22 protein-coding genes and 1 pseudogene are annotated in these 23,954 nt (G+C 40.7%); 14 read left to right on the top strand and 9 right to left on the bottom strand.

Annotated features, from left to right (window positions below; all coding sequences use genetic code 11):
* Positions 1-12: 12 nt before the first annotated feature.
* Positions 13-627 (bottom strand): Uma2 family endonuclease, encoded by a 615-nt coding sequence (locus H6G75_RS17850; protein ID WP_190981355.1) that lies wholly within the window; start codon positions 625-627, stop codon positions 13-15.
* Positions 628-791: 164 nt separating this feature from the next.
* Here H6G75_RS17850 and H6G75_RS17845 point away from each other — a divergent pair, with 164 nt between their 5' ends.
* On the top strand, positions 792-3,398 hold the full coding sequence (locus tag H6G75_RS17845) for a U32 family peptidase (protein ID WP_190981354.1): 2,607 nt from the start codon (positions 792-794) through the stop codon (positions 3,396-3,398).
* A 37-nt stretch (positions 3,399-3,435) separates the two neighbouring features.
* On the opposite strand, the gene H6G75_RS17840 is transcribed toward H6G75_RS17845, so the two are convergent.
* Positions 3,436-3,858: a GNAT family N-acetyltransferase gene (locus tag H6G75_RS17840; RefSeq protein ID WP_190981353.1), complete on the bottom strand. Its 423-nt coding sequence runs from the start codon at positions 3,856-3,858 to the stop codon at positions 3,436-3,438.
* A gap of 177 nt (positions 3,859-4,035) precedes the next feature.
* On the opposite strand from H6G75_RS17840, the gene H6G75_RS17835 reads away from it, so the two are divergent.
* From H6G75_RS17835 to crtC, 5 genes and pseudogenes are all read left to right on the top strand, one after another.
* Positions 4,036-6,147, top strand: a complete 2,112-nt coding sequence (locus H6G75_RS17835) for a TIGR00300 family protein (protein ID WP_190981352.1) — start codon at positions 4,036-4,038, stop codon at positions 6,145-6,147.
* A gap of 35 nt (positions 6,148-6,182) precedes the next feature.
* Positions 6,183-6,695: a DUF2085 domain-containing protein gene (locus H6G75_RS17830; protein ID WP_190981351.1), complete on the top strand. Its 513-nt coding sequence runs from the start codon at positions 6,183-6,185 to the stop codon at positions 6,693-6,695.
* A gap of 6 nt (positions 6,696-6,701) precedes the next feature.
* Positions 6,702-7,041: pseudogene (locus H6G75_RS17825) on the top strand (XisI protein).
* A 731-nt stretch (positions 7,042-7,772) separates the two neighbouring features.
* Positions 7,773-8,198, top strand: a complete 426-nt coding sequence (locus tag H6G75_RS17820; protein ID WP_190981350.1) for a hypothetical protein — start codon at positions 7,773-7,775, stop codon at positions 8,196-8,198.
* Between the two features lie 40 nt (positions 8,199-8,238).
* On the top strand, positions 8,239-9,111 hold the full coding sequence (gene crtC / locus H6G75_RS17815; RefSeq protein ID WP_190981349.1) for a cyanoexosortase C: 873 nt from the start codon (positions 8,239-8,241) through the stop codon (positions 9,109-9,111).
* Between the two features lie 124 nt (positions 9,112-9,235).
* Here crtC and H6G75_RS17810 read toward each other — a convergent pair whose 3' ends face one another.
* Positions 9,236-11,071 (bottom strand): N-acetylmuramoyl-L-alanine amidase, encoded by a 1,836-nt coding sequence (locus tag H6G75_RS17810; RefSeq protein WP_190981348.1) that lies wholly within the window; start codon positions 11,069-11,071, stop codon positions 9,236-9,238.
* Positions 11,072-11,160: 89 nt separating this feature from the next.
* Between H6G75_RS17810 and H6G75_RS17805 the strand changes: the two genes are divergently transcribed.
* From H6G75_RS17805 to speB, 4 genes are all read left to right on the top strand, one after another.
* The gene (locus H6G75_RS17805; RefSeq protein WP_190981347.1) at positions 11,161-12,798 is read left to right on the top strand and encodes a CTP synthase; all 1,638 of its coding nucleotides are present in this window, start codon (positions 11,161-11,163) and stop codon (positions 12,796-12,798) included.
* Between the two features lie 111 nt (positions 12,799-12,909).
* Positions 12,910-13,332, top strand: coding sequence for a hypothetical protein (locus tag H6G75_RS17800; protein ID WP_062290840.1), 423 nt, complete (start codon positions 12,910-12,912; stop codon positions 13,330-13,332).
* Positions 13,333-13,616: 284 nt separating this feature from the next.
* The gene (locus H6G75_RS17795) at positions 13,617-14,072 is read left to right on the top strand and encodes a response regulator (RefSeq protein ID WP_190981346.1); all 456 of its coding nucleotides are present in this window, start codon (positions 13,617-13,619) and stop codon (positions 14,070-14,072) included.
* A 57-nt stretch (positions 14,073-14,129) separates the two neighbouring features.
* A complete protein-coding gene (speB, locus tag H6G75_RS17790; protein WP_190981345.1) occupies positions 14,130-15,167 on the top strand; it encodes an agmatinase SpeB in 1,038 nt (345 codons plus the stop codon).
* Positions 15,168-15,196: 29 nt separating this feature from the next.
* On the opposite strand, the gene H6G75_RS17785 is transcribed toward speB, so the two are convergent.
* Positions 15,197-15,469, bottom strand: coding sequence for a hypothetical protein (locus tag H6G75_RS17785; RefSeq protein ID WP_190676126.1), 273 nt, complete (start codon positions 15,467-15,469; stop codon positions 15,197-15,199).
* Positions 15,470-15,766: 297 nt separating this feature from the next.
* Between H6G75_RS17785 and H6G75_RS17780 the strand changes: the two genes are divergently transcribed.
* Entirely contained in the window at positions 15,767-16,177 is a 411-nt protein-coding gene (locus H6G75_RS17780) for a hypothetical protein (protein WP_190981344.1), read from the top strand.
* Positions 16,178-16,326: 149 nt separating this feature from the next.
* The gene (locus H6G75_RS17775; RefSeq protein ID WP_190981343.1) at positions 16,327-17,190 is read left to right on the top strand and encodes an HIT family protein; all 864 of its coding nucleotides are present in this window, start codon (positions 16,327-16,329) and stop codon (positions 17,188-17,190) included.
* On the opposite strand, the gene H6G75_RS17770 is transcribed toward H6G75_RS17775, so the two are convergent.
* Positions 17,182-18,075 (bottom strand): 2OG-Fe(II) oxygenase, encoded by an 894-nt coding sequence (locus H6G75_RS17770; RefSeq protein ID WP_190981342.1) that lies wholly within the window; start codon positions 18,073-18,075, stop codon positions 17,182-17,184. The genes H6G75_RS17775 and H6G75_RS17770 overlap by 9 nt on opposite strands.
* 404 nt (positions 18,076-18,479) lie before the next feature.
* Between H6G75_RS17770 and H6G75_RS17765 the strand changes: the two genes are divergently transcribed.
* Positions 18,480-18,887, top strand: a complete 408-nt coding sequence (locus tag H6G75_RS17765; RefSeq protein WP_190981341.1) for a hypothetical protein — start codon at positions 18,480-18,482, stop codon at positions 18,885-18,887.
* Between the two features lie 78 nt (positions 18,888-18,965).
* On the opposite strand, the gene H6G75_RS17760 is transcribed toward H6G75_RS17765, so the two are convergent.
* The 4 genes from H6G75_RS17760 to H6G75_RS17745 all read right to left on the bottom strand — a co-directional run bounded on the left by H6G75_RS17760 (position 18,966) and on the right by H6G75_RS17745 (position 21,875).
* Positions 18,966-19,469: a molybdenum cofactor biosynthesis protein B gene (locus tag H6G75_RS17760; protein WP_190981383.1), complete on the bottom strand. Its 504-nt coding sequence runs from the start codon at positions 19,467-19,469 to the stop codon at positions 18,966-18,968.
* A gap of 122 nt (positions 19,470-19,591) precedes the next feature.
* A complete protein-coding gene (gene psb28 / locus H6G75_RS17755; protein ID WP_190981340.1) occupies positions 19,592-19,927 on the bottom strand; it encodes a photosystem II reaction center protein Psb28 in 336 nt (111 codons plus the stop codon).
* Positions 19,928-20,207: 280 nt separating this feature from the next.
* Positions 20,208-20,660, bottom strand: coding sequence for a D-aminoacyl-tRNA deacylase (dtd, locus tag H6G75_RS17750; RefSeq protein WP_190981339.1), 453 nt, complete (start codon positions 20,658-20,660; stop codon positions 20,208-20,210).
* 66 nt (positions 20,661-20,726) lie between these two features.
* The gene (locus tag H6G75_RS17745) at positions 20,727-21,875 is read right to left on the bottom strand and encodes a GTP-binding protein (protein ID WP_190981338.1); all 1,149 of its coding nucleotides are present in this window, start codon (positions 21,873-21,875) and stop codon (positions 20,727-20,729) included.
* Positions 21,876-22,308: 433 nt separating this feature from the next.
* Here H6G75_RS17745 and cysS point away from each other — a divergent pair, with 433 nt between their 5' ends.
* On the top strand, positions 22,309-23,751 hold the full coding sequence (gene cysS, locus H6G75_RS17740) for a cysteine--tRNA ligase (protein WP_190981337.1): 1,443 nt from the start codon (positions 22,309-22,311) through the stop codon (positions 23,749-23,751).
* Positions 23,752-23,954: the final 203 nt, after the last annotated feature.

Raw genomic sequence — 23,954 nt, 5'->3', positions numbered from 1 at the left:
TGATGCGCCAGCTTACAAAGCCGAATCAAAAATTTGTTGTGCTGTCAATTTGAGTTGGGGAAATAAAGGCGAGATAATCACATCATTGCCCCTAAACACAGTCATTTGATAATCTCCATCAACTAAATTACAAATGGTAATAGTTTGTTGTTTAGGATTACCAGTAAATCTTTTGCCACCGAGTGCAGCATAGTCCACAATCCAATACTCAGGAATTCCCATTTCTTCGTAATCTCTGAACTTGTCGTAGTAGTCATCTCGCCAATTGCTGCTAACGACTTCGATAACAATTGGTACAGATGCAGCTTGAATCACAGTCGATTGCTTGCTCCACAGAGGTTCATTCACAAGATTGTCGTGATTTAATACTAAAATGTCGGGAGAATAGGTTGAGTTATTGCCCTCAATTTTGATCAAGGCAGTTTTGGGAATGCGAAACGGAAGTCCCATTTGTAAAAACTGAAAAGTAATCTGTGCTGCTAAAAATCCAACAACATTTTCGTGTTCACCTGTTGGGGGCGGCATTTCAACAATAACTCCTTGATGTAGCTCATATTGCACCCCGTTTGAGGGATACCAATCAATAAATTGTTCAAAGGTTGCTAACTTGGGTAGGGTTTGAGTCATAGTTCCCACTTCCACATATATTTGACTTTATCATCGCTACTGCGAGATGGTGCCGCAAGATAAAAACTGGCTAACCCACCAAATACCGCCCAATCGGGGAATCTATCGCTGCAAGTTTTTATTGATAGAATCGCTATGGTGATATTTAAATCTATCTCAGCCTGATGAAAAGCGATCGCACACAAAACCCACAAACTTCTTTTCAACGTCCTGAACTACTTGCGCCAGCAGGTAACTGGGAATGTGCTAAGGCTGCTGTTGAAAATGGGGCTGATGCGATTTACTTTGGTTTAGATAGGTTTAACGCCAGAATGCGGGCGCAAAATTTTACTGAAGCTGATTTACCGCAATTGATGCAGTTTTTACACCTGCGGGGTGTAAAAGGCTATGTTACTGTAAATACCCTGATATTTCCGCAAGAATTAGCCGAGGCACAGCAATATCTCCGCACAATTATTGCGGCTGGGGTAGATGCGGTAATTGTGCAGGATGTCGGTATTTGTCGTCTGATTCGTCACCTCTCACCAGATTTTCCTATCCATGCTTCCACTCAGATGACTATCACCAGTGCGGCTGGAGTGGAATTTGCTAAATCTCTCGGCTGTCAGTTGGTAGTGCTGGCGCGGGAATGTTCTATTAAAGAAATTCAGAAAATTCAACAAGCAACTACTTTACCATTAGAAGTTTTTGTTCATGGTGCTTTGTGTGTCGCCTATTCTGGTCAGTGTTTGACGAGTGAAGCTTTGGGTGGACGTTCGGCAAATCGGGGTGAGTGCGCCCAAGCTTGTCGGATGCCTTATGATTTAATCGTTGATGGTGAAATTGTTGATTTGCAGGAACGCAAATATTTACTCAGTCCCCAAGATTTGGCAGGGTTAGATGTATTACCAGATTTGGTCAAGGCTGGGGTAACTAGTCTCAAGATTGAAGGGCGGTTGAAAGCACCGGAATATGTTGCAAATGTCACCCGCGTTTATCGAGAAGCTTTAGATAAGGTGATGGCGGAGTTGGAAAGACCTAACCCCCTAACCCCCTTCCCTCCCAGGGAAGGGGGAAATAAGATTCCCCTCTCCGCTTCGGAGAGGGGTTGGGGGAGAGGTCAAGAACAATACAACTTGGAAATGGCGTTTTCCCGTGGGCTATATACTGGCTGGTTTAAGGGAATTAATAATCAAGAATTAGTTCATGCGCGGTTTGGGAAGAAGCGCGGGGTTTATTTGGGTGAAGTTACCCGTGTTCGTCACGAACAGGTGACGATTAAGTTAGAAGCACCAGTCAAACCAGGAGACGGAATTGTATTTGACTGCGGTCATCCAGAGGCGAAGGAAGAAGGCGGTCGAGTTTATACGGTGACACCCAAAGGTCTGGAAGTTATACTCACTTTTGGCAAAGATAGCCTCAACTTCCGCCGGGTGCATGTGGGTGATAAGGTGTGGAAAACCAGCGACCCCGAATTGGATAAACAACTGCGTCAAAGTTTTGCTGGTGACAACCCGCAATTTCAGCGTCCGATATCGTTGGAAATTTATGGCGAAGTTGGGCAATTATTGATAGCGATCGCCCGCGATGAACTTGGTAATATCGTACAAGTAGAATCTGCGATCGCACTAGTCGAGGCGCACACTAAACCTTTAGATACAGACCGTTTGCGAGAACAGTTCGGTCGTTTGGGTAACACTCCCTTTTGTTTGGGAACTTTAACTAATCATCTCCAGGGCGCTGTCATGGTTCCCGTGAGTGAGTTAAACCGGATGCGTCGAGAAATTGTCGCCCAGTTAGAAGAGTTACGCAGTCAACCCAAACGCTGGGAATTGCGTTCGGATGTATCTTTACAAAACTTACTTCCGGCTATCTCTCCCCCATCTCCCACATCTCCCGCACTCATAGTTCTAGTCCGCAACCTCAAGCAACTCCAAGCCGCCTTGAATACTGGTGTGGAAACTCTCTACTGTGAATTTGAAGACCCCCGCACCTACCGCCAAGCCGTAGAACTAGTACATCAATTTCCCACTCCCCACTCCCCTCAAATATGGGTTGCACCTCCCCGCATTACCAAACCTGGGGAAAACTGGATTTTACAGCAAGTACGGGCGGCAAATGCTGATGGTTATCTGGTGCGTAATTATGATCAGTTACAATTCTTTGGTGCAGATAGATGCGTTGGCGATTTCTCACTCAACGTTGCTAACCCTTTAACAGCAGATTATTATCAGCAGCACTTTGGTTTAGAAAGACTAACTGCATCCTACGATTTAAATATTAATCAATTAGAAGACTTACTGAGCAGTTGTCCACCACAATGGTTTGAGGTGACAATTCACCAGCGCATACCAATGTTTCACATGGAACATTGTGTTTTTTGTGCTTTTCTTTCGGAAGGTACTGATTATACCAACTGTGGCAGACCTTGTGAGCAACATGAAGTGAAATTACGCGTAGACGCGAAGCGGCTTGTCGATAGACATCGCGTTGGTAGTGAACACATCCTCCAAGCCGATGCCGGTTGTCGAAACACCGTATTTAATGGTACAGCCCAAACTGGAGCCGAATACGTACAGCGTCTGGTAGAACTGGGGTTACGTCATTTCCGCATTGAGTTTGTCAATGAAACACCAGAACAAGTGACAAAAACTATACAGCGTTACCGTCAGCTACTCCAAGGCGAAATTTCTGGTTCTCAACTTTGGCGAGAGTTGCAATTACAAAATCAGTTGGGTGTCACTCGTGGCCCCTTGGGTTTATCTCCAGTTGGCGGCGGTAGGAAGTTGTAGTAGAAGGCAGGAGTTCAAAGTCACACTAGTAATGGCTTTAGAGCTTTTTTGCTAAAAAATATCGCTGATGACCGGGGGGAAAATCTTCTAGAACACCAAATATTTGATAGCCGAGACGTTGGTAAAAACCCAAGGCTTGGAAACTAAAGGTATCTAGGTATACGTTGCCACAACCGCGTTGTTTCGCTGTTTTTTCAGCCTCTAGCATCATTTTACTGCCATATCCTTGACCTCGCAGTGTTTCGGAAACCCAAAGATGCGAAATATACAGCCATTCCCAATTTGTTTTACCAATTAATCCAGCCACAATAGTACTGTCAGCATCTCGCACCCAAATAGCTAAAGGCTCGTGTACATCTGGCTGTGTTTGACTGTTGTTATATTCCACCAGATGGCTGATGACAGTACGAATATCTTTTGCATCGGGTTGATGATCGATTGTAATTTTTAGATCACTCATCTGCGTCATTCGTACTAAATGGCGCTAGAATAACACGGAATCGCACTGCCGTAACTTTGGTCTTTCCGTGTAAAGCCTTTGTAAATCCTTCAACTATCTCAAGGTAGAGGTTTAGTAGCGGATTTGACACTATACCCAAATTAGGTTTGTAGCATCTATAACGCTAGTAAGATTTTTATGAATTCCCGGATTCGCTTTTTAATGTGTCCTCCTGACCACTATGATGTAGATTATGTGATTAATCCTTGGATGGAAGGGAATATTCACAAATCCTCACGCGATCGCGCTGTTGAACAGTGGCAGGGTTTATATCAAATTCTCAAAGAACATGCCATTGTAGATTTAGTTACACCGCAAAAAGGCTGGCCTGATTTAGTTTTTACCGCCAACGCTGGTTTAGTTCTGGGGGAAAACGTCGTTCTCAGCCGCTTTTTACACAAAGAACGCCAGGGAGAAGAACCATATTTCAAACAATGGTTTGAGGAAAATGGTTATAAAGTATATGAACTGCCCAAAGATTTACCATTTGAAGGCGCGGGTGATGCACTTCTAGACAGAGAAGGGCGTTGGTTATGGGCGGGATATGGTTTCCGTTCTGAATTAGATTCGCACCCATATCTGGCCAAGTGGCTGGATATTGAAGTGTTATCTCTGCGTTTAATTGATGACAGGTTCTATCACTTAGATACTTGCTTTTGTCCCTTAGCGAATGGCTATTTACTGTATTATCCCGGCGCGTTTGATTCTTACTCCAACCGCTTAATTGAAATGCGCGTCGCCCCAGAAAAGCGCATAGCCCTTGCTGAAGCCGATGCTGTTAACTTCGCTTGCAATGCAGTGAATGTTGAGAGTATCGTGATTATGAATAAAGCCAGCGATGCTTTAAAATCTCGCTTGGCAGAAGTTGGTTTTCGAGTTCTAGAAACACCCCTCACCGAATTTCTCAAAGCTGGTGGTGCAGCTAAATGTCTCACTTTACGGGTGACAGAACCAGTCCGCGACGAAGTTCATGCCAATGTTTCTGTCGAAAGTCGGATTATTCGTTTAGAAGGACATTTACTAGATTCTGGTTTAATTAACCGCGCCCTAGATTTGATTGTTGATACAGGTGGAAGCTTCCAAGTATTGAATTTCAACTTGGGAGAACAGCGCCAAAGTACCTCTGCGGCTGAAGTCAAAGTATCAGCACCATCTCACGAGGTGATGGAAGAAATCATCTCTCTGTTAATTGATTTGGGTGCGGTAGACTTACCCCAAGATGAACGGGATGCGAAACTGGAACCTGTGATTATGGCTGGTGTCGCCCCTGATGATTTCTACGTCAGCACCATTTATCCCACAGAGGTGCGGATAAACGGGCAATGGGTGAAGGTAGAAAATCAACGGATGGACGGTGCGATCGCCATTACTCAAAGTGCTAATGGTATAGTAGCAAGATGTAAAATTCTGCGGGATTTGGAAGTGGGGGAACAGGTAGTTGTCGATGTACTTGGTATCCGCACCATCCGCAAAACCGAATCACGGGAACAACGCAACGCCCAAGAATTCAGCTTTATGTCCGCCGGGGTTTCCAGCGAACGCCGCGTCGAATTGGTGGTGGAACAAGTCGCTTGGGAATTACGTAAAATCCGCGATGCTGGCGGTAAAGTAGTTGTCACGGCTGGCCCTGTGGTGATTCATACTGGCGGCGGTGAACATCTTTCTCGCTTGATTCGAGAAGGTTATGTACAAGCTTTACTGGGCGGAAATGCGATCGCAGTCCACGACATCGAGCAGAATATCATGGGGACATCCCTGGGTGTAGATATGAAGCGGGGTGTTGCAGTGCGTGGTGGACATCGCCATCACCTAAAGGTAATTAATAGCGTTCGTCGTCATGGCAGCATTGCCAAGGCTGTCGAGGCAGGGGCAATTAATAGCGGTGTGATGTATGAATGCGTCCGCAATAACGTGCCGTTTGTCTTGGCTGGTTCCATTCGGGATGACGGGCCTTTGCCTGATACCCAAATGGATTTGATTAAAGCACAGGAAGAATATGCCAAACATCTTGAAGGTGCAGAGATGATTTTAATGTTGTCATCGATGCTGCACTCGATTGGCGTGGGGAATATGACCCCATCTGGTGTGAAAATGGTTTGTGTGGATATTAACCCGGCTGTGGTGACTAAATTGAGCGATCGCGGTTCGATTGAATCAGTTGGTGTGGTTACAGATGTGGGTTTATTCCTCAGTTTGTTAATCCAGCAGCTTGATAAGTTGACAAGTCCTTATCGTGCGGTGGTAGGTTAAAAGACGAACCACAGAGACGCAGAGGGCGCAGAGGAATGATTAGAGTAGCTTTCACAAGAGAGTTGCAAGTTAATTGGGTCAGTTTTATTGCTGATTTTTTGCTGGCGGGGATGGTTTTCGGCCCGCCAGTCGCGCCTTTCTTAGCTGCGTCTGGAGTCTGGTTACTTGGGGGTATTGCGAACATCATCTATTTCATGGGAAATCATGTATGTCCGCAACCAGAAATGGGCTTAGATTTAGCACCCCCATTTATCATGGCTGTTTGTATGCGCTGTTATGGCACTGTCACAGGTTTGTTAGTTACCCGCCTGCTGTATGCTGTGACTGGCGGTAAAGGTTTTTATTGGTTAAGTCAATATGGTTGGAACGGTGCTGCTTTCGCTAGTGTGTTGATGATGGCTTACCCGTTGGAATTAGCAGCGCAAATTTTTGGCTTATGGGATTTTAATAATTATCTGGTTACACCCTTTGGGTTAATTACAGGTTTGGCTTGGGGGCTGTTTACAATGCCGATTCTGCACGGTGGACAGCGTGGTAAGGTATTTTAAACGTCAATGGCTGTAGAAAAATATCGGCAATATATTTCGACATCTTCTTTCAAAACGGCAACAAAGAGTCTCAATTAAACGCAATGTCGAAGAGTATGAAGTACAGACAATCTTTGACTAGCGGCAAGAGCATTATCAATTACTTTATGTTGGTTGGCGAGGAAATAAACGCAATTTTGGCTGCATTTTACATCTTGATATTAAAGATGGGAAAATTTGGATTCAACATGATGGTACTGAAGAAGGAATTGCAAATAGATTAGTGGAAATGGGAATACCTAAACAAGATATTATTTTGGCATTTCACGAACCATATATACTTCAATTCACTGGGTTTGGCAGTTAGGAAATACGCTATATATTAGCATCAACCAAACTTGTAATTTTTGATTGTAGAACAGATAGCAGAACTGTTAAGTTTGTCTGTTGAGCAAATTCAGCAACCCATCAATCAGCATACTGCTGATTCATAAAAGTTTTTCTCAATAAAATTGATGGCTGTAGCAGTTAGCAAATATCAGCGTTGATTGATGATGAGCGAGTAATTGCTTGACTCAAGCGTTAACTACTAGCATCTACAAAAGTATGTCTAGAGAATGGGTATCACCTTATATCTACAGATGGATGAACACCCATTCATATTTAGGTGAAAATTTGTAGAGAAATGTTGAAGGTTAGTAAAAAAACGAATAAACATTACCCAAAATACTTTAGACTTGACTTATAAGGTAGGAACTTTGCGGAGTTAAAATTCATCTATAAAGTTAGAGCTAATTGATAAACTCAATTTCAATAATTATCTAGTAAGGGTTTAAATTAAGTATTTATTCCCTCAAACCCAATGCTAGTAATTATTTGAGTTTTCTTAATATTTCATTATATGAATTAGCTCTTAAGTCTAAGCAAAAAATATTTTGTGCTTCTAATAAAAAATATTTTGTGCTTCTAATAAAAATAATTGCCAACTAAGAATTTTCCGAATCAAATGGATGACTTATAGCTGGTACGTAATTGCTGCAATGATCACAAATTGCAGAGATTTATCCTGTAAACATTCTTTGGGAGAATAATAATTTTATGAAAGTTAAAACTGTATATGCAAGTATGGCGATCGCTACATTGATTGCTACAGGTGTGATATTGGTTGCGCCAAATAATGTACTAGCTCAAGAAAGTATAAATCAAACTGAACATAATGGTTTAAGAGATTCAAAATCTATGGAAATTCAATGGCTTTTAGGTTTTATACCCTGGCCTACATGGAATAAGAATTCCAACAGTCCCAAAAGCAAAAATTTAGTTGATGGTGCTACCTATGCTAATAACCCAAATAATCCGATACAAGTAAATATAGGTGGCTCCAAGAAAGACACACCAAACGGTAAAAAGCACCCATCTAACTATAAAGAAGTTCCTGTTCCCTTATTAATACCAGGACTAACTGCTTTTGGATTAGGTTTAATACGTAAACATCGACAAGAGCAGAAACAAATAAATATGTAATAGATGACTTAAATACAGATAAAAGTAAATAGTTATCCCTATGAGTAAAAAACATAATCTAATTATTTTTTGTGGTTTGATTGTGGGTTTTAACTATTACTTCTTTTTTTGGTTAAAAACACTAATACAGTTCTTAATTGGTGGTAGTACATTTCCATTATTAACTATTACTGCCGTTTATTTAGCATTACAAGAGTTATGGCAGAATAAAATTAAACTTGCGAAATTAAGTGCTACCAATCTTCAGCGAAGATTAGGTCAGATTTTGATAGGGTGTGGAGTTTTGTTTTTTCCTTTCAGTCTGGATAAAGGGTGGAAACAGGCATTAGTCTGGTTAGGTATTTTATTAGGTATTGTGATTAGCACTTGGGGAATCAAGTTCTTTAAATACTATCTACGCCCAATTTTTTTAATAATTTTTAGTATCTATCCAGGCATTAATGTTTTACCAGGATATATATGGCAAGCCTTGACTCCTGAAAGAACAATGGATCAAATTCAAGCTTGGAATGTGAATTTAGCACTTCACGCTATGGGTTATCCCAGCAATATAGATGGAACATGGGTGAACTTACCTACAGGTAGCGTCAATATAGGATGGGGCTGTAACGGATTTGATTTAATGGTGTTGATGTTGATGACTAGTCTGTTAATAGGTATAGCTTACAGACTAAAAAGCCGGCAGATATTAATCGTAAGTTTATTGGGATGTGTGATTGCTTTTGCCTTCAACACAGCCCGCATTACATTGCTGGCAATTTCTGTTGCTTATTGGGATGGGCAATCATTTGATTTTTGGCATAGTGGCTGGGGCGGACAAATTTTTTCTTTAGCTATGTTTACCGCATTTTATTATTTGTTGATGCAAATGCGTTTACTAGATTTTGCTCGCAAATCTCATAGCAGTAACTAGGACTTACGTCTTTGAAGAATGGGTGTAAGGGTGCGGGGGTTTAAAGGTGTAGGTATTCAAGATTCTTCTTTTTACCCTTAATCCCATACACCCAGTCTCTACAGCAAATCTTGGTGTGTAAATCCTATTTCTGTTTAACACTGTTAAACCATTCAACAATTCCCTCAGCTAAAGCTTTGGCTAATTTTTGCTGTTCTTGAGAATTTGTTACCCATTCAAATTCATTGGGATTACTCATAAAACCTAATTCCATGAGTATTGATGGTGCTGCGGCTGGTCGAGTTAAGGCCAAGTTATTCCAAAACACTCCGTAAGAAGGTCTATTGAGTTTTTTAACTAGATAGTTGTGCATGAATACTGCTAGGTTATGAGCTTGGGGATGATACCAAAACATCCCAACTCCTTTGGTATTTTCAGCGTCGCCGTCATCGGGTAAAGAATTGTAATGAATAGAAAGTGCGATCGCAGGTTTTTCTTGAGTGATAATTGCTTGACGCTCTGGTAAAGACACATCTTTGTCAACATCTCTTGTCATCACTACTGTTGCACCAAATTCAACCAAATTCTCGCGCAGCAACTTCGCCACTGCCAAATTCACATCTTTTTCTAAATATCCTGTCGGGCCAGATGCACCAGATTCTTTACCACCATGCCCCGGATCAAGTAGAATCTTCATACCAGATAAAGGCTTACTTCGCCGATTTTCCAGGGCAGGCGGATGGCGTAAAGCTAAAACCAGGGTCGTACCTTCATATCTCAGTTGATATCCCCACTGTTGCGATTGTTTGAGGTTAAAGGTGTACTGCACCTGTCCCGGAATCAGCTGTTGCCAATCAAGGCGAGAAATCACAGGGTCATCATCTAAACGCACAATATCTGTTTGGGCAGTGGTATTGTAAAGTATCAGAGTCAAAGTCTGATCACTTTGCTGCACACTCACAGGTACAGGAAATTGTAGGGGAAAAACTATCTCTGTAGTATCAATCAGCCGACGATATCCGACACTCCGAATAATTGTGCGTGGCGGAATTGCACCCGGTAAAATGCGAGTCTCCTTGCTATTAATCCAAGCACCGTAGTCTAAGCGCAACCACTCACCTTCTTTCCCTGTGACTGTAGCTTGTGTTCCTTTCGGTAGTGGTGTCAGTCGGGAATAATCGGTGCTGGGGCCAGTGCGGGCTACACCTGCATCTACTATCACTTCAGCAACAGGTAACTGCGTTGGGGAGAGAATTGCTATTTTGCCAGTTCCTGGTTGAGTAATTGTCTGACCATTCAGCGTCAGTTTAAACTGAGGTTGACCTAAATCTATCTGTTGATTAGCATCTGGGACAATAGCAGCAGAAATGATGTTGTTACCGTAAAGCAGGCTGAAAGATTCAGAGTCAGGTTTCTGCACCGTCGTGCAACCTGCATACTTGCCAGCAATTGGCTGAGAATTAGGTTGGTTTCTGCCCGTAAGGGCTGCCAAATTACTAGGTAGTTGTACTTGTTGGGGTTGTGGTGCTAGGGCAACAGTTTGATTAGCGAGGTTTACAGAGACGTTAGCATTAAATGGGGCAACTGCACTAAAACAAATCAGTTCCCCTGGTAGTCTAGCAATATCCCCTGCTGGAGTCAGAGAACCTGGAGCAAATTCTAAGCCCTGTGGCACAACAGGTACAGTTGCCTGCCTTGTCACTTTTATCTGAACAGTTTGATTTTTGTGACGGACTGTAAAAAGATTTTCTCCCAATTGTAACGGGAAACTCGGAGCAAAATGCCCGGATTGACTGCGGTTAACTACCTTACCATTAATTAGTACTTGTCCATTATTTGGGGCTGTACCCAAAAAAAATATTTTTTCCGTACTGGTTTGGTGGTTAGGTGGTGGAAAAACAACAATAAGAGATGAATCTGCTAATGCAACAGAGGAGGTAGCAATTAAACCGAATAAGACTAATGCAATAAATTTTTTCACAACAAATCACAGAAGATTTCACGACAGTGCCTGTGGCACAATTACGGGATGTATTTTGAGAAGGCGCAAGAGAGAAATACAAAATTACTATGACTAAGTTTATCTTCGTAACTGGAGGTGTAGTTTCCAGTATCGGCAAGGGAATTGTAGCAGCAAGTCTAGGACGTTTGCTCAAATCACGGGATTATTCGGTGTCAATTTTAAAATTAGACCCCTATATTAATATCGATCCCGGTACGATGAGTCCTTTTCAGCATGGGGAAGTTTTTGTTACCCAAGATGGGGCAGAAACAGATTTAGATTTGGGTCATTACGAACGCTTTACCGATACCTTAATGTCACGTCTCAACAGTGTGACAACAGGCTCAATTTACCAAGCTGTCATTAACAGAGAACGACGTGGTGACTACAATGGTGGCACAGTTCAGGTAATTCCCCATATTACCAACGAAATTAAAGACAGAATCACATTGGTTGCTAAAGATACCAATCCTGATGTATTGATTACGGAAATTGGTGGTACGGTAGGAGATATTGAATCTCTGCCGTTTATGGAAGCAATTCGCCAGTTGCGTAAGCAAGTGGGACGGCAGAATGTGTTGTATATGCACGTCACTTTGTTGCCTTATATTGCTTCGGCTGGAGAAATGAAAACAAAGCCAACACAACATTCTGTGAAGGAACTGAGATCCATTGGCATTCAACCAGATATTTTAGTTTGTCGGAGCGATCGCCCGATCCCCGCAGGGTTAAAGCAAAAATTATCTGAATTCTGTGATGTACCAGAAAAATGTGTGATTACTTCTCAAGATGCCTTGAGTATCTATGAAGTACCACTGATTCTAGAACGGGAAGGCTTGGCAGAACAAGCATTAGCACTACTGCAAATGGAACAACGCACACCTGATTTAACTCAGTGGCGGACAATGGTAGAACGGCTATACAGTCCGAAGCGGACTTTGGAAATTGCCATTGTGGGTAAATATGTGCGCTTAAGTGATGCTTATTTGTCTGTAGTAGAAGCTTTACGCCATGCAGCCATCGCCACCCACGCTGATTTGCGCTTGCGATGGATAAACTCAGAAATCTTAGAAACGGAACCAGCCGAAAATTATTTGGAAGGCGTGGACGGTGTACTAGTTCCTGGTGGTTTTGGAACACGAGGAGTAGATGGTAAAATTGCTGCTATCAAATATGCCCGCGATCACCATATCCCATTTTTGGGTTTATGCTTAGGAATGCAATGTGCTGTCATTGAATGGGCTAGAAACATCGGCGGTTTTTCAGATGCTAATAGTGCTGAATTTGACCCTGATACAACTAATCCAGTCATTAACCTCTTGCCAGAACAGCAGGACGTAGTTGATTTAGGCGGGACAATGCGCTTGGGTTTATATCCTTGTCACATTCTGCCTAATACTTTAGCTGGGAAGCTTTATCAAGATGACGTAATTTATGAACGGCACCGACATAGATATGAATTCAACAATGCTTATCGTAAGCTGCTGTTAGAATCTGGCTATGTAATTAGTGGCACTTCTCCTGATGGCCGCTTAGTGGAAATTGTCGAATTTCCCAATCATCCGTTCTTTATTGCTTGCCAATTTCATCCAGAGTTTCAATCGCGTCCTAGCAATCCTCATCCTTTATTTGAGGGATTTATGCAGGCGGCGATCGCTCTTAACTACCCTAATACTAATCTACAAACACCTGTAGAAGTTTCTTAACTCACTCAAACTTGAGTTTTGAATTTACCCAAACCAACATTGACTTAGGACAGAGATATTTTGTTATACAGGGTTAGCATCATTTTTCCACATTGGACTTAAGGAGATGTTGTGCCGTACTGGATGAAAATCTTTTACGAGAGGAAAGAATATGTGATTAATTTTGACCGTGTAAATGCTTTTTGCTATGAAAAGAACGGCCGAGTTACCTTTTGGTTGCCTGATAGCGCCATTCCAATTGTCATTAATCCTCAAAATAATTTAGAAGACTATCAAAAAGTTCTCAAATATCTCGAACAAGTTACTGATGTCGAAGTAGACAGTGGTCACTGGGTAAAAATTATTGATGGCAAAAATGAATATGTAGTTAACCTCCATTGCATTAGTTCTTTTTGTCAAGAACCCAATGGCAGGATAACTTTTTGGTTGCCAGATGGCACTATCCCTATTGTTATCAACCCCTCCAATAACCCAGATTCCTATCAAAAAGTCTTGCAGTTTGTGAAAAATACCACAGGATATTCTTTGTCTTAATCAAACAGTCATCATCAGTATTCAGAATACAGAAATCATACCAAATCAATTTGCACAAGCATATAATTAGCCTGCCTAGCCTATCGGCAACGACAAAGCCAAACGTAGGCTTGGTTTGTATATTCCCACCAGACGGTAGGTCTGATGAGTTTATGTGTTATTTGGTTTGTGCTGTGATGTCATGGTAGCTTGATTACAGTTGCCCAGTAGTGTCAGTTTGCGGCTGACTACTACTGGGAAATCCTCCGTAATTGATCAGGCCAACTAGGGAGGCACAGCTAATCATGACAAATAATTACGAAGATCCACATCTCCAAGATGAGATAAAAAATTACCAATCTTTAGGTGGTTTGCAAATTCTCGTAGTTGACGATAGCGACGATAGTCTGCTTTTGACAACGTTTATTTTAGAAACTTATGGGATGCAAATCACAACAGCAACATCAGCTTTAGAAGCACTCAAGTTAATCAAAAATCGGAAATTTGATGTTTTCATTTTTGATATTATGATGCCAAAAGTGGATGGATATTCGCTAATTCGTAAAGCCAGACAAATGTTACTCTGGCAAAAACAGCATACACCTGCTATTGCTTTAACTTCTCTGACTGCGGAAGAAAGTTATCATCTCGCATTGTTATCTGGCTTTCAAGGCTATGTTCCTAAACCTGTTGAAGCTGGTGTGTTAATCGCTGAAATTACAAAAGTTTTAGGATTTTATCAAAGAGAAAATGGTGAATAGTTAAGAGCGATCGCTAAAATACATACAGACAACCCAGGTAAATCTAGCAGGCGATCGATGATAAACCAACTCCAAGACTATAATCCCAGTGGTGTCGGCGAAATTAACGGCAACCTCTTTGGTTTGCCTTTTGATTACGAGTCAGCCAACTTAATTGTCTTTGCTGTACCTTGGGAAGTCACCGTTTCCTATGGTGCAGGTACAGCCAATGGCCCCCAAAGAATCCTCGAAGCCTCAACGCAACTGGATTTATTTGACTTTGATAACCCAGAAGGTTGGAAACAGGGAATTTTCTTGGTGGAAATTCCTCAAGATATTTTAGAAAAAAATAATTACTATCGCACTCTAGCCGCGCAAATCATCGAAAGGCTGGCAGAAGGTAAACTCCTCACAGAGATACCCGATTTAACTCCCATCCTCACAGAAATTAATCAAGCTTCTCAACAAGTAAATCAGTGGTTATTTACACAGTGTCAAGCAGCCATCAATCAAGGTAAGCAAGTTGCAGTTATTGGTGGAGATCACAGTTCTCCATTAGGTTATCTTCAAGCACTGGCAACTAAATATTCTAACTACGGCATTCTGCATATTGATGCACATGCAGACTTACGCGATGGTTATGAAGGATTTGAATTTTCTCATGCTTCTATCATGTTTAACGCTGTGAAACTACCGCAAATCTCTAAATTAGTCCAGGTAGGTTTACGTGATATCAGCCATGATGAAGTGCAAATGATTGATCAATCTCATGGTCGTATTGTTGCTTATTATGACCCAGCCATCAAGCAAAAACTTTATGCTGGCACCACCTGGATAGAGATATGCCGCGAAATTATCAACCATTTGCCAGAATATGTCTACATTAGCTTTGATATTGATGGTTTAGATCCAAAACTTTGCCCCAACACAGGTACACCTGTGGCTGGTGGTTTGGAACTAGAACAAGCATTTTGTATATTCCGTGAACTAGTCAATAGCGGTAGAAAAATTATTGGCTTTGATGTTTGTGAAGTGGGTGATGCAGAGTGGGATGGCAACGTAGGTGCGAGAGTAGTCTATAAACTAGCCAATTTCATGGAATTATCTCAGCGATAATGAATATTGCCATCAAACTTCAGCAAACATCATGATACTTTTGGTTGATACCACAGGGATAAATTCAACTGTGAGCAAAAGTAATCTCCCGCAACAATTTGCTGCTGATGGTCAACTATCCAATCATACAGTTGTGCGGCTCTTGCTAGGGCGACCCGTTCAGAACGATACAGGCGTGGACTCGGACAGAAAACTTCGCCATTGATGTGTATCCCTGCAATCAACCAATAATCGCTGCATTCGCCCTCTGGTAAAATTTCTAGAAACCCGCTACTGTAAGGCTCGATTATTCCCATATTCATTTGCAAGCTTGACAAAAACCGTCCTATTTAATTTAGCGAGGGTTTCCCGAAATAAAAGTAGTGTAAGCTCTATTTGTTATGCTTCAGGTATTTGATCTATGATTAACCATATATGAAATATATCTAGTAGTGTAAATTCCATGACAGCTTGCAGAAAGTAACTTCTAAATTCACAAAACTAGGATGATTGCTGTCTAAGCCTAAATATCTAACTCATCTTAACTTTTATACCTATTCTCAAACTGCGGCTCTAGTACTTTAGCTCCTTAAAATATCTTAACAAGAGGATAGATTACATTGACAGTCAACACACTTCTCGGACGAATCAATCAACATCAATATCTGCGTGAATTGCGAAATAAATTACTCCATCTTCACCGGATGTTACTAGATACAGAACGCATCAACTATGAGCAAGTTCATGGCAGAGTATCGACTAATCGACTCTTTCAACTTGTAATTTCAGATGAGCAATTTGCTTGGCTACATAAAATTTCTGAATTAGTGGTGCAGATTGATGAAACTTTATCATCTGATCAACCCATATCTTTAGAAGATGTGCAGAATTTAATTGCCAATGCTCGCAGTTTAATTGTACCTTCTGAGGTTGGTAATGAGTTTGCGAGAAAATACTATGCTGCGCTTCAAAGTGATCCGAGTGTTGTATTAGCACATGCAGTAGTCTCAGAACTTTTAGCTATTAAGTAAATAAAGCAAAGCGAGGATATGTATAGTAAAGTAATTTTACGCTACATATCCTTTTTTATTGCTTATTTAAGATTATTGAAGATGTGAGTTAAATAACAAGTTGATGATTAGTTGTGCTAAGACAGGAATGACCTAAAAATCGTCATTTCATGCAGCAGCAAAAAAATCAATTCAGTCATCTCACAGCCATAGAAAGAACATACCTGTCATTCCCGGCAAAATTTCTCTTAAATCAAAACCTCCTGCAAGGAAAAATCCTAGATTTTGGTTGTGGTTTTGGTAACGATGTGAAATTGTTACGCGAACAAGGTTTTGATATTACAGGATATGATCCTTATTATTTGCCTGATTACCCTCATAGAAAATTTGATACAATCATTTGTTTTTATGTTTTAAATGTCTTGTTTGCGGAAGAACAAGCTAATGTTTTAATGGAAGTATCTCATCTGCTGAAGCCAGGTGGTAAAGCTTATTATGTCGTCAGAAGAGATATTAAAAGACAAGGTTTTAGAGAACATTATGTTCATAAAAAACCAACTTATCAATGTGTAGTTAAGCTACCGTTTCATTCTATTTACTTAGATGAAAGCCGAGAAGTATATGAATATACTCACTATAATTACCAAAGAAATTCCTCGAATAATTGTATATTCTGCAATCCCTATAAAAATTTAAAACTATTAACAGAATCAGCCACAGCTTATGCAATTTTCGATGGTTATCCTGTAAGTAGAGGGCATGTTTTAGTTATTCCCAAACGCCATACAAGTAATTATTTTGAATTACCCTTTAAAGAACAGTCTGCTTGTTGGTTGATGGTAAATAAAGTTCAAGAGCTACTCAAAACAGAATTTAAACCTGATGGTTTTAACGTAGGCATGAATATTAATCGAGAAGCTGGACAAAATATTATGCACGCCAGTATTCATATCATACCTCGTTATCAAGGTGATAATATGGGTGCTAAAAGTGGTATTAGGAATGTGATACCTAAAAAAAGTAATTTAAAATAGGTAATCTTGCCAAAATAGGCATTGTTTTTGTCGCATATTCAGATTTTGCGAGAGTTGCAGTAAATCTTGATGTGGCAAAGTATTATTAATATAAAATAGCTCACGTTTTCGGCGAGAAGTGTAATCAAAGAATATCGTGAATCTGTCGGAAGTTTCTGGGGGTTTGCCTCTATGGAAAATGCTACCTGTCCCTGCAAAAATGACTGTACCAGCACTTCCTATACAAGATTGGTAATTATCTGGTGAAATAATTTCTTGCATTGTTTGATTTGAAATATAACCGTAGTTATATTTTAAAGATTGAACTATCTTTTCTGTAAAAGATATAGGGATATATTGAAAAGGCCCTTGGCTCTCAGAAACATCATTGACATAAATGATAATTTTCAATACTTTGCGGTCTTCGGGATCTAGATGCCAGCGTCGAGAACCTTGCTCTAATTTATTGGCGATATCTCGGCGAAAATATGTACCGTGATAGGCGACTGGTAAACCAAGATAATGCTCAGTGATATTCAGTAAGCGTTGTTCTAATCCCCATAGAAAAATTTCCGAATGTTGCATTATTTGTTGTGGAGTAGCATGAATAACATATTGATTATGAATATTATTCATATCGGGTTTGATTTGAGAAGCAAGATGTTTGGCTGTTTGCAGGATTTGATTATTATGTGTAATTCCTAAAGCATCTAAAGAAGTAACTGCAATACCTTCATGATGAATTTTATCAACTAGTTCTAAATCATCTTTTGAGATTTGAGGTAAATTGGGTTGATGTTGATTGACTGCCTCCTGATAAGCAACATCATTTTGATGTTTTAAAAAAGGAAATTGATAAATTTTTTTAAAAATTCTTTTCTGGATTTTAGGTAATAGCAAGTGCATATATTTTCTGGTTAATTGATTGCATGATAATTACAGATATTCAGATATAAGAATCAAATGTGATTGCTCAAAAATCTGACTATCTGTAGGAGTGGATTAGTTACTATATTCGAGGTAGATACTGATTTTCCCGAAAATATTGATCCTAAACAAGCTCGAAAAATTTACAAATCTATAAAGTTATGATGAGCAGAAATTAGGATATCTCAGAACCCAAAGCTGGATAAGACTCTTCATCAAGATATTGAATTAATGCTAAAAGGATGTCTGACTTTAGTTATAAGTTAGATGCAATTATGTGTTGAACAGGTAAAATTGAATACATTGTTGCTATTTAACATAGTAAATAGCTAAATTTTAGACATATACCGCTATACTAGCCCTGGAGAGGAGAATATCTAGAAATGGTGCGATTGTTTGTTGCAATGGTTTTGCTAGTGTTGTTAACGGCTTGTGGTACTATTGGACTGCTGCCTACAAGCGAGTTGGTAGAAAAAGCGATCGCACTTGAGCTAGAGCAAACCAAACAAGACCTCAGCCAAAAATTAGATATAGATTTTCAGGGATTTGAAATTAAGCATCTGAAAATTGCTGAAGAAAAGGCACTGACAATTAAAAATTTACCTGCTTTCCGCGTCAAAGGAAAATACGATTTAATCATCAACCTACCACAGCGACAGTTGAAGCAACTGCAACAGCCTTTTGAACTTTACTTGCAAATTCAACAAGAAGGTAAAACTTGGCGGTTACTACTACCCGATAAAACTAGTAAAGAATCTCAACCTGTTTGGCGCAGTTATTTGATTAACTAGTACGAAAAGTCTGAAGTCTACCGCCAAGTCTTCAAGAATGCCAAGAAATCGTAGAGTATGCCTAAGTTCTATCAGTTATTATTTCCTCATCTGGCTGACTAAATGAGTTAGTTCAGGTAATATCAATTTTTCCATACCTAATCGCACAGCGTTACTAGAACCAGGGAGAGAGAAGATTAATTTATTTTGGTAAACCCCAGCAACGGCGCGAGATGCGATCGCACGAGAACCAATTTCTTGATAACTTAAGAATCTAAATATCTCTCCGAATCCCGGTAGAGTTTTTTCTAATAATTTTTCAATAGCATCATAAGTGGTATCTCTAGGTGCGATACCTGTACCACCATTGAAAATTATTGCGTCTAAATTAGCATGTTGACCCAGCGATTCTATTTGTTCTTGAATCTGCGTTGGTTCATCTTTAATAATTGTGTAGGCGGCAATGCTATGATTTGCACCTAACAATAATTGCTTGATTAGTTGTCCACTTTTGTCTGTTTCTGGGGTGCGGGTGTCGCTGACGGTAACTATAGCGCAAGTTACCGTCATTGCTGCTGTGTCTGGATGGGGTGTTTGCATCATCCGAGTGGAAATTTTCAATGAGTTTCAATGGCAAAAAAAGATGAAGAATGAAGGTTAAAGCGTTTATTTTAGACTTCACACTTCACACTTCACACTTTACACTTCATACTTCCGTCGGTTGCTTAAGATTTACTCAACCCCAAACCATTTTCTTCAGCATATCGCTCCATAAAGCGCATAAAGCGATCCCATTCGTCAGAAGATTTCATAATGTAAATAGCTTCTAAGGCTTCTGCTCTACCGTTGATGAATTTTACCTTAACTTCGCGGGTAACTATTTCGCCTTCTTCGTCAAGCATATACATCCCGGTGACTTCGTCTGTGTTGCCTTGGTCTAGAATTTTGGGATTTGTAAAAACAAATGTTGCTGTACCAGTATCACCACTACGCGATCGCGTTAAACGTACATCTGGTACTACATCTTCGTTAACACCTCTAGAAAACTGGATTTTTGCCATGATGAAAGAATTTAAAGTTTTGTGATCATTGATTTAATATTCTCTCATCATTTAGAACTCAGTAGTCTATTAAAAAGGCAGACGTGATGAGAGGCTAGGGAATAGAAGCTAGAGGCTAGTACAACAAGGCAAAAGTAAAAAGGCAAAAGGAAAAAGAAAGAATAACGATACCACAAGCCTTTTAGCAATTTTTTATGGTCACTGAGCGTAGCCGAAGTGTGGTCTGTTTATTTACGCCGACCTGTACTAGTAATATTTTTACTCAGTGTCTAGTACTTGTTTATACTGCTTCCCGTTCCAAGAATAAAGTTACAGGGCCATCGTTTTCGATGGAAACTTCCATCATTGCGCCAAATTTACCTGTTTCGACTCTTAAACCACTGGCGTGTAACTTGTCAATAAAGCTGTTGTATAAATCTTCTGCTGTTTGAGGCGATGCAGAACGGTCAAAAGACGGACGGCGACCTTTGCGACAGTCACCATAAAGGGTGAATTGACTCACTACTAACAATTCACCGTTAATTTCTTGCACAGATTTTTGCCATCTGTCTCCACCTTCATCATCGGGAAACAGGCGCAATTCTAAGCATTTACGCGCCATCCAGTCGAGTTCTGCATCTGTGTCAGTATCGGCAATACCTACGAGTAAATTTAAGCCTCGTTCGATTTTGCTGATGATTTCACCGTTAACGATTACTTGGGATGATTTCACTCGCTGGATGATAACGCGCATAAATAAAGTAAAAAGTAAAAGGGAAAAAGTAAAAAGAAATGTTTTTGACTTTTGACTTTTAACTTTTTACTTTCCGAAGCCTTTACCACGACTGACGGAAGGTAGACAAACACAGTTTTCTATTTGTGCTAGTAAAGTTTCGCGGTCGAGATTTTGACCAATTAGCACAAGTTGGTTTTTGGGTTCGCCTTTCCACTCGTCATCATCTAAGGTGAAGCGTTTACCGCAGAGGTGGAAAATGTGGCGTTTGGGACTTTCATCAAACCACATTACACCCTTAGCACGGAAAATGTTTGTGGGTAGTTGGTTATCTAGGAAATACTGGAACTTCCTAATAGAAAATGGCTTGTCGCTTTGGAAGGATATGGAAGTGAAGCCATCATTTTCTAAATGGTCGGAATGATGGTGGTGATGATGGTCGTGGTCGTGATGGTCGTGACCGCAGGTTGAGTGGTCGTGGTCGTGGTCGTGATGGTCGTGACCGCAGGTTGAATGGTCGTGGTCATGGTCGTGATGGTCATGATCATGATGATCATGCTCATCAACGGTGTCAAAATACTTATCAGACTCAAATAATCCTACACTGAGAATTAAGGCGAGTGGTACTTGCGATCGCTTGGTACGCAAAATTCTCGCACCTTCTTTGACTTCGTTGATTTTTGCTTCTAACTGAGTCAAAGTTGCTTCATCAACCAAATCTGTTTTATTCAACAAAATCACATCACCGTAAGCAATTTGGCTGTAAGCTGCTTGGGAGTTGAATAAATCTAAGCTGTAATTAGCTGCATCTACGACAGTGATAATCGAATCTAGACGAGTTAAATCTCGCAGTTCTGTGCCTAAAAATGTTAAGGCAACTGGTAGCGGATCTGCTAGTCCGGTGGTTTCTACGACTAGATAATCTAGTTTTTCTTCCCGTTCTAATACTTTATAAACGGCATCCACTAAATCATTATTGATTGTACAGCAGATACAACCGTTACTTAATTCCACCATATTGTTATTATCATCGGTGGCAATAATTAACTCGTTGTCAATGCCAATTTCACCAAACTCATTCACCAACACGGCAGTTTTTAAACCTTGTTGGTTTGTGAGAATATGATTTAGTAAGGTCGTTTTGCCGCTACCAAGAAATCCAGTAATAATCGTGACTGGTAAACCTTGTTTTGGCGCATCCATTGATTGAGATTCAGAATTCACTGCTGATTGCATAACGCGATTATCAAACAAATCAAAAAATAGAAAACTTTTCTAAGTTGCGGCTACCCGTTGGGGTCGGGTGTAAGGAAATCAGGGTTTAGGGGTTAGGACTTACGCAAAAAAACGAAAAAATAAGGTTTTAGAACAGGGTGCAGGGGTATGAGGGTGTAAGGGTGTAATTATCCAAAACCCTTACACCCCATACCCTTTCACCCTCACACCCAATCCCCACAGAAAATTTTGATGCGTAAGTCCTGGGGGTGTAGGTGTTTAAAATCATTACACCCTTATACGCCTTATCCAAATTCTTTTCACTCATATTTCTCTAACATTTACAAAGGGTAGCGCAGATAGTCCAGAAAACACTAGCATAGGGATGCTGGATAAACTTTCCAGTTGTTTTACCCTATTATTGCGTATCCCTCTATTGCAGCATTACTCTGTTATGACCCTAACTGTTTACAATACCCTCACCCGTCGTCAAGAACCGTTTGAAACAGTCGAACCAGGCAAGGTTAAGATGTATTACTGCGGCGTGACGGTCTATGACTACTGTCATTTGGGTCATGCTAGAGCTTGCATTGTTTGGGATGTTGTGCGCCGCTATCTCCAGTTTATCGGTTATGAAGTGCGCTATGTGCAGAATTTTACTGATGTTGATGACAAAATTCTCAACCGCGCCCGACAAGAACATTCATCAATGGAAACTGTAGCGGAACGGTTCATCAAGGCATATTTTGAAGATATGGCACGCTTAGGAATTAAAGAAGCTGATGAATATCCCCGCGCGACACATACAATGAACGGGATTCAGCGATTAATTCATGAGTTGGAAAATAAAGGCTTTGCTTACCCTTCTGATGGGGATGTTTACTATGCTGTGCGCCAGTTTGGTGAGTATGGTAAGCTTTCTGGTCGCAAGTTGGAAGATATGCAGGCTGGAGCAAGCGATCGCGTTAATATAGAAGACCCAGAGTATCAGAAGAAAAAAGACCCCTTTGATTTTGCCTTGTGGAAAGCCGCCAAACCCGGCGAACCTGCTTGGGAATCACCTTGGGGTGCTGGCCGTCCGGGATGGCATATTGAATGCTCGGCGATGGTGCGCGATCGCTTGGGTGAGACAATAGATATTCATGCTGGCGGTGCTGACTTAATTTTCCCTCACCACGAAAATGAAATTGCTCAATCGGAAGCCGTCACAGGTAAGCCTTTAGCAAATTACTGGTTACACAACGGTATGGTAAAGGTGGACGGTGAGAAAATGTCCAAGTCTTTGGGCAACTTTACCACCATCCGCGACTTGCTTGATCGCAATGTTGACCCAATGGCACTACGCTTATTTGTCTTGATGGCGCAATATCGTAAGCCTCTTGATTTTACCGATGATGCGATCGCTGCTGCCACCAACGGTTGGCACACCCTCAAAGAAGGTTTACTGTTTGGTCATCAATACGGCAAACAACTTGGCTGGGAAGTAAATTCTTCGCCACTCCCTGAATTTGTTGAACGTTTCAAAGAAGCTGTCAACGATGACTTTAATTTCCCTGGTGGGGTATCGGTGTTGTTTGAATTAGCCAAAGAACTCCGCCGTGAAGGAAATATTATCGTTCATGAAGGCAAAACTGACACACCCGCCGATGAACTGCAAAAACAATGGCAAACACTCGTTACTTTAGCAGAGGTTTTAGGTTTAACCGCCCAGCCAGAGGCAGAAACTACTGTAAATGATGGTTTAAGTGATGCGGAAATTGAAGATTTAATTCAACAACGCCAAGCCGCCAGAAAAGCGCGGAATTTTGCCGAAGGCGATCGCATCCGCAATGAACTACAAGCCAAAGGTATTACCTTAATTGATAGTTCTGAAGGTATACGCTGGCATAGGAGTTAGGGACTTTTAGGCAGTGGGCAGGGAACAGGGGGAAAAAGAAAAATATCTCTCTCGAAAATTGGATATTTCTCTAAAGTAGAGACGTTATGTACAACGTCTCTACTGAGAATAGTTTTCACGGTTAAGGTTTGAATCGGAAAAAAACCATACACCCCTACACCCAGTCTCAACTAACAATTAATCAACCAATCAACGCAACAGAC

Source organism: Nostoc sp. FACHB-280, assembly GCF_014697615.1.
In the GTDB taxonomy this organism is placed as follows: domain Bacteria; phylum Cyanobacteriota; class Cyanobacteriia; order Cyanobacteriales; family Nostocaceae; genus Nostoc_B.
The sequence above is the reverse complement of the archived record's forward strand: the minus strand, read 5'-3'. Positions and strand labels throughout refer to the sequence as shown.

Excerpts from the sequence above, each read along its gene's own strand:
- H6G75_RS17850 (WP_190981355.1), bottom strand. The coding sequence starts at position 627 with ATGACTCAAACCCTACCCAAGTTAGCAACCTTTGAACAATTTATTGAT.
- H6G75_RS17845 (WP_190981354.1), top strand. The coding sequence starts at position 792 with ATGAAAAGCGATCGCACACAAAACCCACAAACTTCTTTTCAACGTCCT.
- H6G75_RS17840 (WP_190981353.1), bottom strand. The coding sequence starts at position 3,858 with ATGAGTGATCTAAAAATTACAATCGATCATCAACCCGATGCAAAAGAT.
- H6G75_RS17835 (WP_190981352.1), top strand. The coding sequence starts at position 4,036 with ATGAATTCCCGGATTCGCTTTTTAATGTGTCCTCCTGACCACTATGAT.
- H6G75_RS17830 (WP_190981351.1), top strand. The coding sequence starts at position 6,183 with ATGATTAGAGTAGCTTTCACAAGAGAGTTGCAAGTTAATTGGGTCAGT.
- H6G75_RS17820 (WP_190981350.1), top strand. The coding sequence starts at position 7,773 with ATGAAAGTTAAAACTGTATATGCAAGTATGGCGATCGCTACATTGATT.
- crtC (WP_190981349.1), top strand. The coding sequence starts at position 8,239 with ATGAGTAAAAAACATAATCTAATTATTTTTTGTGGTTTGATTGTGGGT.
- H6G75_RS17805 (WP_190981347.1), top strand. The coding sequence starts at position 11,161 with ATGACTAAGTTTATCTTCGTAACTGGAGGTGTAGTTTCCAGTATCGGC.
- H6G75_RS17795 (WP_190981346.1), top strand. The coding sequence starts at position 13,617 with ATGACAAATAATTACGAAGATCCACATCTCCAAGATGAGATAAAAAAT.
- speB (WP_190981345.1), top strand. The coding sequence starts at position 14,130 with ATGATAAACCAACTCCAAGACTATAATCCCAGTGGTGTCGGCGAAATT.
- H6G75_RS17785 (WP_190676126.1), bottom strand. The coding sequence starts at position 15,469 with ATGAATATGGGAATAATCGAGCCTTACAGTAGCGGGTTTCTAGAAATT.
- H6G75_RS17775 (WP_190981343.1), top strand. The coding sequence starts at position 16,327 with ATGCAGCAGCAAAAAAATCAATTCAGTCATCTCACAGCCATAGAAAGA.
- H6G75_RS17770 (WP_190981342.1), bottom strand. The coding sequence starts at position 18,075 with ATGCACTTGCTATTACCTAAAATCCAGAAAAGAATTTTTAAAAAAATT.
- H6G75_RS17765 (WP_190981341.1), top strand. The coding sequence starts at position 18,480 with ATGGTGCGATTGTTTGTTGCAATGGTTTTGCTAGTGTTGTTAACGGCT.
- H6G75_RS17760 (WP_190981383.1), bottom strand. The coding sequence starts at position 19,469 with ATGATGCAAACACCCCATCCAGACACAGCAGCAATGACGGTAACTTGC.
- psb28 (WP_190981340.1), bottom strand. The coding sequence starts at position 19,927 with ATGGCAAAAATCCAGTTTTCTAGAGGTGTTAACGAAGATGTAGTACCA.
- dtd (WP_190981339.1), bottom strand. The coding sequence starts at position 20,660 with ATGCGCGTTATCATCCAGCGAGTGAAATCATCCCAAGTAATCGTTAAC.
- H6G75_RS17745 (WP_190981338.1), bottom strand. The coding sequence starts at position 21,875 with ATGCAATCAGCAGTGAATTCTGAATCTCAATCAATGGATGCGCCAAAA.
- cysS (WP_190981337.1), top strand. The coding sequence starts at position 22,309 with ATGACCCTAACTGTTTACAATACCCTCACCCGTCGTCAAGAACCGTTT.